At 31.7% G+C, this 13,296-nt stretch carries 11 protein-coding genes and 2 pseudogenes; 5 read left to right on the plus strand and 8 right to left on the minus strand.

The window, feature by feature from the left end; genetic code table 11:
* Both M014_RS28140 and M014_RS0109370 read right to left on the minus strand, forming a co-directional pair.
* Nucleotides 1–445 (minus strand): annotated as a pseudogene (locus M014_RS28140) (transposase); the annotation flags it as partial.
* Between the two features lie 466 nt (nucleotides 446–911).
* A complete protein-coding gene (locus M014_RS0109370; protein WP_026591487.1) occupies nucleotides 912–1,745 on the minus strand; it encodes a CPBP family intramembrane glutamic endopeptidase in 834 nt (277 codons plus the stop codon).
* Nucleotides 1,746–1,995: 250 nt separating this feature from the next.
* Here M014_RS0109370 and M014_RS0109375 point away from each other — a divergent pair, with 250 nt between their 5' ends.
* On the plus strand, nucleotides 1,996–2,931 hold the full coding sequence (locus M014_RS0109375) for a phosphotransferase enzyme family protein (RefSeq protein ID WP_026591488.1): 936 nt from the start codon (nucleotides 1,996–1,998) through the stop codon (nucleotides 2,929–2,931).
* 98 nt (nucleotides 2,932–3,029) lie between these two features.
* On the opposite strand, the gene M014_RS0109380 is transcribed toward M014_RS0109375, so the two are convergent.
* Nucleotides 3,030–3,395, minus strand: a complete 366-nt coding sequence (locus M014_RS0109380; protein WP_081810999.1) for a hypothetical protein — start codon at nucleotides 3,393–3,395, stop codon at nucleotides 3,030–3,032.
* 545 nt (nucleotides 3,396–3,940) lie between these two features.
* Here M014_RS0109380 and M014_RS0109385 point away from each other — a divergent pair.
* Both M014_RS0109385 and M014_RS0109390 read left to right on the plus strand, forming a co-directional pair.
* On the plus strand, nucleotides 3,941–4,300 hold the full coding sequence (locus M014_RS0109385; protein ID WP_026591490.1) for a DUF3796 domain-containing protein: 360 nt from the start codon (nucleotides 3,941–3,943) through the stop codon (nucleotides 4,298–4,300).
* Nucleotides 4,290–4,490, plus strand: coding sequence for a helix-turn-helix transcriptional regulator (locus M014_RS0109390; protein WP_026591491.1), 201 nt, complete (start codon nucleotides 4,290–4,292; stop codon nucleotides 4,488–4,490). The genes M014_RS0109385 and M014_RS0109390 overlap by 11 nt, the downstream gene beginning before the upstream one ends.
* 870 nt (nucleotides 4,491–5,360) lie before the next feature.
* Here M014_RS0109390 and M014_RS0109395 read toward each other — a convergent pair.
* The 5 genes and pseudogenes from M014_RS0109395 to M014_RS0109415 form a co-directional block, all read right to left on the minus strand.
* Entirely contained in the window at nucleotides 5,361–5,594 is a 234-nt protein-coding gene (locus M014_RS0109395) for a DUF2187 family protein (RefSeq protein WP_026591492.1), read from the minus strand.
* A 22-nt stretch (nucleotides 5,595–5,616) separates the two neighbouring features.
* Nucleotides 5,617–6,252 (minus strand): annotated as a pseudogene (locus tag M014_RS26705) (recombinase family protein).
* Nucleotides 6,253–6,734: 482 nt separating this feature from the next.
* Nucleotides 6,735–7,733, minus strand: coding sequence for a S66 family peptidase (locus M014_RS0109405; RefSeq protein WP_026591493.1), 999 nt, complete (start codon nucleotides 7,731–7,733; stop codon nucleotides 6,735–6,737).
* Between the two features lie 383 nt (nucleotides 7,734–8,116).
* Nucleotides 8,117–9,619: a serine hydrolase domain-containing protein gene (locus M014_RS0109410; RefSeq protein ID WP_026591494.1), complete on the minus strand. Its 1,503-nt coding sequence runs from the start codon at nucleotides 9,617–9,619 to the stop codon at nucleotides 8,117–8,119.
* A gap of 371 nt (nucleotides 9,620–9,990) precedes the next feature.
* A complete protein-coding gene (locus M014_RS0109415) occupies nucleotides 9,991–11,637 on the minus strand; it encodes an ABC transporter substrate-binding protein (RefSeq protein WP_026591495.1) in 1,647 nt (548 codons plus the stop codon).
* A 102-nt stretch (nucleotides 11,638–11,739) separates the two neighbouring features.
* On the opposite strand from M014_RS0109415, the gene M014_RS0109420 reads away from it, so the two are divergent.
* On the plus strand, nucleotides 11,740–12,993 hold the full coding sequence (locus M014_RS0109420) for an MDR family MFS transporter (RefSeq protein ID WP_026591496.1): 1,254 nt from the start codon (nucleotides 11,740–11,742) through the stop codon (nucleotides 12,991–12,993).
* 68 nt (nucleotides 12,994–13,061) lie between these two features.
* Nucleotides 13,062–13,241, plus strand: coding sequence for a hypothetical protein (locus tag M014_RS28145; protein ID WP_081811000.1), 180 nt, complete (start codon nucleotides 13,062–13,064; stop codon nucleotides 13,239–13,241).
* Nucleotides 13,242–13,296: the final 55 nt, after the last annotated feature.

Here is a 13,296-nt window from a genome sequence, read left to right on the forward strand (position 1 = left end):
TCTTGATGAATTTGTATAATTTTTTGGGTTAATTCTTCATTTTCACGACGACGCTTTGACTCTGTTTTGTGCTGAGATTGGTAGTAAGAACTTCTCGCTATCCCAAGAGTTTGGCACATCATATGAACAGGGTGTGTTTCTTTTTGACAATCGATAAATTGGTGTAATTCTGCATCTTTTATTTTCTCGCGAATATGGCCATAGCCTTTTTTAAAATTTCATTCTCTTCTTTTAGACGAACCATTTCTTTTTTCATTCGTTTTAGATCTTCGAGCGTCATTTCATCCTCATCAACTGATGTGATAGGAGAATATATTTTAATCCATTTATAAACGGTTACTTCTGATACGCCATACTCGCTACTTAACTGTTTGACAGGTTGTCCCGAATGATATAATTCAACAACCATTTTTTTAAACTCTTCATTAAATTTCTTGTTTGTCATACGGACACTTCCTCCTTGAAATCCATTGTAAGGACTTAACTAAGTTGTGTCCATATGACTATACTAACTCCAGAATAAAGGTATTACATTAACTTCCAATAACGCATGTTATATTAACTAAATTAGCTTAAGATTAAATCATTGGAGGAAAAAATATGAAAAATAAAATACCTCTAATAACATTCATTTTAGCTGCTTTATTTGTAGCTGGAGGTTTTGCATTCTTCTACTGGATTAAAACATTCCCATTCAACTAAAGAAACCTAACTACCGACAACAAGAATTATGTAAAAAGTAAAGCCATCCTGTTTGATGTGCACCCCAATTGTTAGACACGAATAACAATTGGAGGTGTACATCAGTATCAGTTGGACGGCTTTCTGTATTTTTTGCTTAGCGTGTTTTTTTCCAAAATGCTGGCGGTACCTCGTATAAAACATACATAAAAAAATTGTAAAAACTATTACTAAATCAAATCCTGTTCTTCATTAATAAATTTTGTAATTTTATTCCCGTATAATATCTTCTTTGGATTTATAATTATAATTAAAATCGCAACTATCAAATAAAAAATTGCATTATACATAATTAATTCAATTAATTTTCCATTTATTATGCCAATAAATAAATTAAAGAAAAAGTGGATGATCATTGGAATAATTAAATTTCGATTTAAATTATAAAATGCTGTCATGATAATTGTAGTAGATATAATTGCAATCATAAAAAACAAAATATATTTGATTAAATTACTGCCTGTAAAACCTGTAGTAAACCATATAGGTAAATGCCACATTCCCCACCAAAAACCAATAATTATTGAAGATTTTAATGGCGAATATTTTTTTTGAAGCTCCATTAATGCAAAACCTCTCCACCCTAATTCTTCTCCTAGTGGTCCAGCCACAATAGTTTTAACAAAGTAATAAATTAACACGCCCCATGTAGTTTTATTAAAAATCGAGTTTGCTTCACTGTTAATCGACACGAGAAACAACATCATCAAAAATATAATTATTTGAATCATACTTACAGTAAGAACTATAGGGAAACTAAGTTTATTTTTAAATCTATCTTTTACGAATCGAATAAAACTCTGTCCAGGATAGAGTTTTTTAAATAGCAACACAAAAGCAAAAGTGGAAGACCAAGCTGATATACAAAGCATTACATCAAAAATCCACGTTGGAAAATCTAATAACTTGGTGACTCCTACAAGAAGAAAAAGTGGCCAAAAAATAATGTTGGTTAATAATATAAAACTTACCACCGGTTTTTTCAGTCTTTTATCTCCATTCACATACAATCCCACCTTAAGCTAAATTTTTAAAGTACAATAATGTACCTATTCAGTGCATCATTATAATACACCGAATTTTCTTTCTATTATAGCTATATTTTCTTTCGAAATATTACCAGTCAATTAATAAAACAAATTTTTAACTGCTTATAATGAGACGTTATGTTAACTGAACATGTATAGGATATACAATGCTTAATTTTGATATTATTAATGTATTAACGACTTTTTAGCTAAGGGGGAGAAGAAAATGGAACAAGTATTAGAGATTTCGAAGTTCTGGATTAAAGAATCTGATTTAACAAGCACACAAATCAATCCCAAAGTTACTCTGATAACTACGGGAGAGCAAAACTACGTTTTAAAACAAAAAGGAGATCTTGATCAAATTATCGCTGAAGTTAAACTATTGACCATTCTTCCAAAATATAACATCAAGGTTCAACAACCACTAAAGACTTTTGAAGGAGAGTATTTCATTTCGTACGAAGATACATATTACTGTATGTACGAATACTTAACTGGTAGTGCTCCAGGGGTCAAAGACATAGATCAACTCAAAGTATTAGCAAACGATATAGGAAAAGAAATCGCTAAACTACATCAAGGTCTAAGTAAGTTACATACTGAAGTACAATTTATAGAACGTAACTTATACATGGATATTTATAAATGGGCTATACCTACTATTGAGAAAAATCAAATTGCTAATTCTAATTCTAAAGTTATACAACTCATGAAACAGTTGAAATCAAACATGGAAAAGATATTGCCATCTTTACCAAAACAAATTATTCATAGGGATACACATCTATCCAATTTAATTTTTGAAAAGAACTCATTTACGGGATTTTTAGACTTTGAGATTGCGGAAGTAAACATAAAGATTTTTGATATTTGTTATTGTCTAACAAGCATATTGAGTGAACTGTTTACTGATGAAAAGTTAAAAAGCCAATGGTTTAGCTTAATTAAACCAATCATCGAAGGATACAATAATCAAAATCCTCTTACACAAGAGGAAAGAAGCGCACTATGGCATGTCATGTTAGGAATACAAGTAATCTTTATGACTTATTTCATAAGTTCACCAGAATTATTAAAGATAAATCAAGACATGTTCCTTTGGATTTATGAAAATAAGAAAATCATTGAAGAATGTGTATGGGCTGTATCAATAGGTTAGTAAATTGATTGAATTCCGAGTTCGAAAATTATGTAAATGAGCAGTCCATATGGACCGCTCATTTACATAATTTTCGTTATTGGAAGTAATTGCACCTACTAATATTGGAAATTAATGATTGTATAGTATCGTGTGAAATATCTGTAAGGAATACTTTCTGTTGTATTTCCTTTTTGAAAAGTTAAAGAATTTCCGTATATATCTCTACTTATAAATTCCCATCCGTTTTTCTCTTTCATTTCAATATAAGGATCTAGTTCTCCTCGTTTTACTAAATAAGGGTGGGTAATATCATCTGTTTGCACTTCCATTATATTTTTATCTGCAAGTACCATCTTTGACATAGCAATTGCCAATGGTATCGGATTTCCTTCTTGAAAAATGACATCCTTTTTTTGTACAAAGAATACGCATGCAACACTAAGTATTATAGATAAGACAATGAAAGATAACCTTAATTTCATCAAATCTCCCCATTCCTTTCTACTTTAAACACTATTTCTTTTTTTTATAATATAACCCTGCTCAAAAGGGAATTTATATAAAATAAATACATCCTTTTATTATGTATATCCTATACATACCCGATTAACATAACGTCTCAATATCGGTAGCAAGGATAAGATGGATCCCTACTCTCACAAAGAATCCCCGGCCTATCAACATTCTGTGAAACATCCTCTTCACCTACGTATGTAGTTTCTTTTTCATCCCATTATATTAGTGGTTAAAAGCAAACATTGTCTTTATTTTTTTTCCTCCATATGCATAAAATTCCTCATAAACTAACGGCTAGCTTATGGGATAATCATTAACTCAAGGCCAATTTATGTTTCCAATTCCGTTAGATAATTAGATAATCACCTATAAAAGTAAGTGTTTTCCAGCCAACTAATGCTTCCAAATACAATCGACTTATGGGTAAAGTGACATTAAGTCCTTTTTATTTGCAAATTTATGTGATATATTTTTAACATAAAGAGCGAAATATATCACATAGGGGGATTGTATGAAAAATAAAATAGCTTATTTAGGATTTATCGGTTTTTTAGGTTTTTTGGGTCCTTTCACATTTTTAGGTGATATTACGTGGGTAGGTCTCTTATTCAGTTTCTTTTTCTTCTTCGCATATGCAAAAGTAGTACCAGATGAGCTTTTTATACTACATGTTCGCATCTCTGCTACAAGAGCTTTTTTCGTAGCATTGGTACTAGGTATCATACTAGTTTTGAGTATTTTTATTTTTGAAAATCTACATATAATTCGTTTCCTTGTTATTATTTCAGTTTTTGCACCATTAGGTACCTTCTTAGTTAATTTAGAAATATTTGAGCGTAGAGAAAAGAAAGGAATGCAAGATGCCACTTAAGACTCGAATGAAAGAATATAGAATAAAGTTAAATATGTCTCAGGAAGATTTAGCTAATAAGGTTGGGGTTAGAAGAGAAACAATTGGCAATCTCGAAAACGGAAAATATAACCCTTCATTCAAACTTACTTATGATATTGCAAAGGTTTTGGAAGCGCCTATCGAGGCTCTGTTTTGGTTTGAAGAATAGATTAATTCTAGTACAAGTAAGTGAACTTTTCTAATTGATATGTTCATGAGTTTTGATCAATCTTTTTTATAAAATCTACATCCAGACTTTTAACATGGGAATCCATTTTGATTAATCTTGATATGCTCCCCATTAGGTAGACAGATAAAAAATAAAATTTGTTTTCCTCGAGGTGTATTTGTATCAAACTGACCCTTAATACTAATGCCTTTATTCTCAAGTTTGTTGAAGGCTTGGTTCTAAATGGATATTACGTCTAATTTGTTTAACTCTATATTTATTAGATAGATTTTATATAACAAGGAAAAAGTAGGGAAATGAACGACAAAACTGCACAGTTAACCTCTTTGGAATCTAGATGAAACTTATACCAAATTCAAGAGAATATTTTTTATCGTGCGATTAAAAATTGTCGTTGAGGCACAATTTAAGTATTGAAATTTTCTATACTTAGATGTATTATATTTTTGTATTTTTCTCTATCTGAAACAGAGAAAACTTCATCACTTCTGAAAGGACCCGAACTTCAACGGGTTCTTTTTCTACTTGAATTCATTTCTGATGCATTGTATTATATTTTCATGTCTTACTTACATAAATCATTATCGGAAAGAATCTGCATTCGAGCAGATTCTTTTTTTATGGGTTGGTATTTGCTTTTCTTAGCTTGATGGGTATGTATGGTGCCCCCTTCCAGAAAATAAATCATATCCTATAATTATGCTTATTTCACAACAATTTTAACTTCGGCCCCATCTGGTAATTCCCCACTTTATAGCCTAGATAGGAGTCAGCACCGCTATTATCAGCTGGTTTTATATTTCTCACTGTATTTAAAAAGATGCTCCTGGATTTCTCCAAGAACATCTTTCATAAAACTTCATTTTTCGCTTGTTTATCAGCTACCTTATGATAACAACCATGTTTTACTACTTGTCTAACATCAATTGATTCATTTTTTTCAGTTTCCACCATGTCTGAAATGTCTACAACAATTGTATTCGTTAAAATACTTACCACATATCCAGTTAATTGTAAGGAAGGATTCTCTCGATAAGGGAATCGAACGTAATCCCCAACTTCTACTTTTGTTGTAAGTTTCATATAGTAACCTCCTAAATCAACATTAATTATTCAGTAGATTTTTATCTTTTTGTTTCTGCATACTGCTTCGCAAGTTTGTAAAATGAAGAACGTTTGATACCATATTTCTCCATAGCCCCTACTGCTGTAATGGCACCAGATTTCCATTCTTTATAGGCTGTAATGAATTCTGCTGTAATTTCTACTGGAGGACGTCCTAAACGTCTCCCTTGCTTCTCGGTCAGGGCGATTCCCTCCGCTTGCCGTTGTTTAATAGCATAACGCTCTTTTTCTGCAAAAGCAGATAAGATTGTAAGAGTTGCTTTTTGAATAGCACTTTGAATGACATCATTCGTAGTCTCACCTTTGTAATTTACATTAATGAACGGTTCTTTTATAAATTGTAAGTTAATCTCATGCCTTTCGTAGTATCTGAATTCTTCTAAGACATCGTTCATACTTCTTCCCAGTCTAGTTAAAGAATCAAATACAATAGTATCTCCTGTACGAACTAAACGTTTTAACATTTGATAATTTTCACGTTTCATGTTTTTCCGGATTGTTTATCAATGAAAATATCTCGATCCTCTATCCCTAAATCCTTCATATTCTGAATTTGCCGTTCTTCATTTTGATCTTTACTTGAAACTCGTACATATCCAAATTTTTTATGTTTCATGTGATGCACCTCATCAAAAATTATAGCAAAAACATCTGTAAATGTGCAATTAATATACAGACATCTGTAAAATAAGAAGAGGGCATTTACGGATGTAGTTTTTTATAGTTTTATATAGTTTTATATATATCTGTAAAAGTATACCTTTACAAATGGATGGTCGCTTTTCCCATTAGAGAAAGTAATATTCCAGTTGATATTTTAGAAAACATGGAATTTCCAGTGCTAGATAGTCTCTATTTAGCCGAAAAATAGCCTTAGCGTACACCAAATATCTTAACTTATGTCCAAATCGTGTCTAAACGTACAATTTTCTTTTTTTGATACGGTGAGGCCATGCCCATCAACTTAAGATTTTTCACTGCCCCTATAAGGGGTACCGCCAGCATTTTGGAAAAAACCCACGTTAAGAGCAAATTGGGATATTAAAAGGACTGATTAATCCATGTTTAGGTTAATCAGTCTTTTAATATTTAATGGAGTTAATTTATCCAATCTTCAAGAATTGTTAATGTTTTATTTGCTGCATCCATCTCTATTTGTATACCAATTGGGACAGTTAACATCGGGTGAGTATGGCAACAATCAAATTCTGCAATAAAGGGCAGGCTAATACCATTTAAAACCTCTAATAGAATTTCATATGGTTTTTTATTTGTACCATTATCGTTAAACTGTTCATGTTTTCCGAGGATTAAACCAGAAATTTTATCAAATATTCCATTAACCTTAAGTAATGAAAAACTTCTTTCAATAGTAGCAGCATCTTTTGTTGTATCCTCGATAAGAAGGATATCCCCTTTTTTTATCTCTGGCATATACTCGCTACCCAAAATACCAGTTAAAGTGTCTAAATTTCCTCCAATTAACCTTCCTGTTGCTTTTCCGGTATTTACACAAACCCAATCATTTTTTATAGGTTGTTTTTCCTTAGTTTTTTCTTCCCAATTGATAAATTCATCTGTCCAATAAGGTGGCTTTTTAATATAGTATGGTAGTTTTTGTTTTTCTTCCAGCATGTCGCTGAAATATTCGTATGTAAAATTAACAAATGGCTCAAATTCACCAAATGAAGGGATTAATGCAGGTCCATAAAATGTATTTATCCCAGTTTTTGCGTATATTCCTAGTAATATCGCAGTAACATCTGAATAACCTATCATTATTTTAGGATTTTTTATAAATGCCTCATAATCAATATAAGGCAATATTGAATTTGAATTCATTCCACCAATGGTTGACATTATACATTTGATGCTAGGGTTTCTTATTAATTCATTAAGTTCTTCTGCTCTCTCTTTAATGCTTCCAGCTCGGTAGTTATCATATTTACCAGTTAAATTTCCTTCTATTATATTAAATCCCTTGCTCATCAGAAATTTTTTTGCTCGATCAAATCTTTTAGGTGCTGTATAAGTTGCTGGTGATGAAGGGGAATAGATTCCAATTAGATCACCTTTTTGTAATTTACTGAGTTTCATTGCTTTATCTCCCCCTTAAATGGTATCTGCATTGAAACGAAGAACTAATGCGAATAGTCTTACAATTAATTGTACCTTATATTAATTATTACCGCGCATGTATGTAGAATTAATACAACACAATTTAAAACAAGGTTAAAATAACTCAAAAACTCTTAACGTGGTTTTTTTCCAAAATGCTGGCGATACCCCATCGCTATCAAGCTAAGGTTTTATACTGCCCCAAAAACAATAATTTTGTATACTTTTACTCTAGGGATGTCAATTTCACTATATTTAGGGTATTTATTTTTACTAACTTGATGGACATGTGGAGTCGTCCCCCTTATAAACCCTTAAGTATTTATAATCAAATATATGTTTTTGATTATATCATTGTCTGATTATTGGTTTTTTATATTACTTCGAATTTTCGGGAAAAAACCACTAATTAATAATGCCACAATCCACGTCATTATTAGAATAAAAGTTATTGTATTTCCGGAATTTAAACTTAAAACCTTCCACAAATAGGCAGCACAAAATATGAGCATAGCAGTAATAATAAGTAAAAATGTCCTAACTACTAATCCGATGTAAGATTTCTTCTCATACCTAATAATAAAAGTTCTTTTACCTTTGTACAATCTAATCACAAACAGCAGCAAATATACACCAAGTGTGCCTCCAATAACAATTGATATAATTGAGTTGTTTTTTCTTTGCTCAGCTAGAGAGAAGTAACTTTCAGGTAATTTTCCAGTTTCATATTCAATCCATGCGTGGTAAATATCCTGTCGTAAGTCTATACCACCTTCACTATTCGTAAGAATTACCAATCCATCCTTTGTATTAGGAATGAAACCATAAAAAGAATGCCAGCCTCGATTGTCACCAGAATGATAAATTAATTTCCATTGATTAGATAACTTTTTTTCAAATACACCTAAACCATTCTCACCTAATACCAGCTTTTGCATTTCATCGACACGTTCATTTTTAATGACAGCATTACCTTTATTATTTGCATCCATGCTTGCAAGTATCAATGTCATCATATCGGTAACATTTGTCTTGAGGCCTGCAGCAGCCTGTTCGGTAAATTGGTAACTAGGAAGTTCCTCTCCAAAATATCCATAGGCTTTCGAAAGATTAGGATTTTCAGGACGTTGTATGAATGAACTAGATTTCATTCCTAAAGGTTTCATAATTTGTTCTTCCATATAACGATCAAAAGATATTCCGGTAACCTCTTCAATTACAAGTTGTAAAATTGTATATCCGCCACCAGAGTAAATTGCTTCTGAACCTGGTTTATTGGTAACCTCCACTGGTTCATTAAGCCACCCTTTTCCAGACAGAGACTCCTCGATAGAATCAAGATGTTTCCCTGGTGCAACCCCAAGGTATCCTTTATGTGCAGACAGCCCCGCTGTATGGCTTAATAATCTTCTTATCGTGACTTCATTATTATTGAACTCTGAATTAGGTAATTTCCATTTGGTTAGAAATTTTCCAACGGAATCATCTAGTGATAAACGACCTTCATCTACAAGATGTAGGATTCCCCACGCTGTAAGGCTTTTAGATATGGAACCAGCCTGAAACAAAGTATCATCACTCACCGCTTTTTTTGTCTTTTTATCTACATAACCGTAGTTAAGTGTATAAGCAATACGCCCCTCATGTACAATTCCTATTGCAACCCCTGGTACATCATAGTCTTCCTGCCATTTTGGTACCTGTTCATCCATCTTTTTCTTGAAGTTTTCTATACTCCTAGCAGTCAATGCGCCCGATTCTGCCCTCACCACTTTCGTAAACCACGCTTCATTCGTAATTAATATGAAAATAATTAAACATAAAATGCTTTTGAAAATTATCGATGCTTTTTTCCTATTCTTCATTTACTCTACCCCTTTTTTCAGAATATTCTCTCCATTATTCAGGGTACCTCATTCGAATATCCATTTCTATCGATTTTCATTACCTAACCTTACAAAATTGTAATAAAAATCAACAAAACATATTAATCAGTGACTTTACTGTCCTTTATCCACGGGCAATGAATTTAATCCACAAAATAGACATGGGGTTATTTATTGTTTAAGTTAATGCCCCTAAGATACTAGTTTAGTAGACCTGATATCTATATTTCCGTACCCTTAAAAAATTTATAATAAAAAAGGTAAAATCGTGGAATACGATTTTACCTTTGACATAAGGAAAATTAAATGGGTTGATAATTATTACAAGTGGATTAGGTTTCTTGTGAATTTCAAATTAAAGGTTTCACCCAAAGTTGAGAAAAATCCACATATCCAAAATATTTCATCTTAATATTCGTTAAATCTGATGAAAAAGGAATTTGACGTGTATCATAGTATAAGGGAACCATAATAGAGGATTCTATCAGTTCTTTTTCAAGATTCGCATTTAATGAAGCCCACTTTTCAAAATTTGTATGTTTGTATTTAGAAAGGTGTTTTTTTAGTGATTTGTTTGTTTTTAAAACTTTAGCCAATGGTGAATATCTAGCTGTTAAAAAATAATAAAATGATATCTCTTGATTCATCTCGAATACTTCACCATGAATAAAGAGATCAACTTGTTCATTAAGTTTTTCATCCCTAAGATAGTTTTCAAATGGAACCCATTTAACTTGAAAAGGTATATTTTCTTTTTCTAAGATATTCATTAACCATTTTGTTGTCGCTTCTGTATACTGAGTCGCTTTTATAATAAGTGGTTCTTTAAATTCGGGACGTTTTCTTTTTGGAATATCGATTTGATGATCTATGTCTTTTAAACAGCTTTTGATATTTGAAATTTTTTGAGTATCATATTTATGAATATGATTCATATTGTTAACGATAATAGAATGTAAATAATTACGAACATCTATGTGTTGAATTGACGAATTACGCCAAGCATTCATAATTATAACGCCGAAACCTGAATTCTTTTCTACTTGAAATGTAGAATTACTTTTATGATATCTGGAAGATTGATAAATAGTATCAAATTCTAGAGGGACCTGAATGAATTCTACTGTATCTAGCAAAGGTCTTTCTTGAAAATAATCATGAAATGCTATCAATGATGTTTTCTCCAGGTTATTCTCTCCTATATAAAAACCACCGGTTCCTATGATTTGGCCGTTATTTTCCTTATAAATGCTTGTATTTATCATGCATAACATTTGTAAACAATAACTACAACTATCTGGATAATGTATATCAATAATTAATGGTGATACAATCTCTATTTTTTCTATGGGTAACCATAAGTCTTTATAATATTTATGACTACGTAGTTTTGAGAGACATAGTTTCACGTCAGCCGCTGTTAAGATGGATCCATCATGAAATTTTATAGACTTTTTTAAATATAGTCTAAGCTTAGATTGAGTTAAATCCCAACTGTGAGCTATTTCAGGGAATATGTTCCCCTTTTCATCCATATAAACAAGTCGATTGAAAACGTTCGCGACAATATGTGCACTATGTACATCGGCAGCCTCGAGCGGGTGTGTTGTTAAAAAGGGCTTTCTTCTAGGAATAATTAATTTATCATCCGAATTATGTATATAGCCAAATTTTGAATGAAACTTAGTCATCAAGCGTAGTTTACTGTTTGGAGACCAATTATATAGTAAATATTTACTGCTTTTTTCAACAGGCTGTTGATCCATAATTTCCATTACTTGTGACTCATAGATTTTTTCTATATTTTTTAACCATTGAAGAGAGGAGGAATTTCCTCTGCCTTTTCCAGAAGTGAAAGTCAGCCAACCTTCATCCATCCATTTATGTAAGTAACGTACTGTTTGCTTTGTACTTAAATTTAAAAAATCTGCTAGGTCTTGTATTTTTATATTTCCTGAAGAAAATGATTGCCATAGATTCAGTAAATTTTTATCCATTTTCCTATCTCCTTTTATAAGTGGACATGTTTTTCTGAATGTGTCCATTTTTAGTTTGATAAGTCTAGTTTAATATAACATTAGACAAAAGGAGGAGATACGATGAATTGGAAAGAATTTGAGCAAAATATAAAAGTACGCTTAATTACATCGTTTTTTAATCGTGCTGTTACATCAGCAGTAATGCCCTTTATGGCATTGTTTTTTGCTCACGAAATAAATAAAGTATGGGCCGGATCATTTTTAATCTTAACGGTTATATTAAGTTTTGTTTCAAATTTAATTGGAGGTTACATGTCAGATCGCTTTCAACGAAAGAAAATCTTATTGTTAACTTCATTTTCTAGTACTTTAATGTTTTTATTCATGACTTTAAGCTTATATCCTACAGATAAGATGCTTTGGTTATTTGCTATTGCTTATGTAGGTTTTATAATATCTAGCAGTCTTGGGCGCCCATCCATGCAAGCTATCATCATAGACTCAACTACACCAGAAAATCGAAAGGCTATTTATACAATTGACTATTGGCTTATGAATCTTTCTATGGCAATTGGTGCAGCATTAGGTGGTTTTTTATACATTAATCACCAAAAAGAGTTGTTTATATTACTGACTTTTGTTTCTGCTACATTACCGATTGCTTATAAAATTTGGCTAGTTGCAGAAGTTAAAGAGTGCCTAGAAAAAAGGCATGGAAATATAGTACTTGATCTAATTCAAAACTATAAAGTTGCTATTCAAGATAGAGCATTTTTAAGAGTTGTAATAGGGTCTACCTGCATATTTGCGGCAGAGTTTTCTTTAAACAGCTATATTGGTGTACGACTTTCAGAAACATTCAATCCAATAAGCATTGGGAACTTTGAAATAGTAGGAGTGAGGATGCTAAGTATTCTTAACATACAAAATATGCTTTTAGTAGTATGTTTAACGTTTATTGTAAATAAATTTACAGATCGCCTAAGTGGAAAAAAAGCGTTACTTTTAGGCCTTGTGCTCTATGGTGTAGGCTATGTGACAGTAACATCTGCAAACACTTGGTACGTACTGATTATTTTTAATTTTATTGCCACTGTTGGTGAACTTGTCTACTCCCCAATCAGAAATACAGAACAAGCTAATATGATTCCGGCCGATAAAAGAGGATCGTATTCAGCTTTTGCAGGTCTATCAGATATTGGCGCGGATCTAATTGCAAGAATGACTATTATCGTTGGTGCATTCTTGGTTCCTACGATGATGTCTGTTTACATTGGTATCATTGTAATAATGGGGACATTTCTCTTATATAATGGACTGTTCTTTAGAACTAATATTCAGTCTCAGGAAAAATTGAATAAAATGTCATCATAATATAATACTTTTAATGAAAAAACACGCTATTCTTTCTGTAGAATCATAGGAAAGGATGGGGTTTTTGTATGCCTATTTCTGTATCTGATGAATTACAACTATTTGCTCAAGAGATTCAAAGCTTTTTATCTCCAAATATCTTACGAGATCTTAATAGCGATGTGGCGAGACCCCTATCTAATATAATGGATTATTATTTTTATAATGGGAATGATAATCATGCAAAAAACCGATTCTCTTTACAATAAAAAGAATCGGTTTCTAGTTTTATCCTCTAGATAATATTGGACTAATGAATGCGGA

It is taken from the genome of Bacillus sp. UNC437CL72CviS29, assembly GCF_000482345.1.
Lineage (GTDB): Bacteria > Bacillota > Bacilli > Bacillales > Bacillaceae_G > Bacillus_A > Bacillus_A arachidis.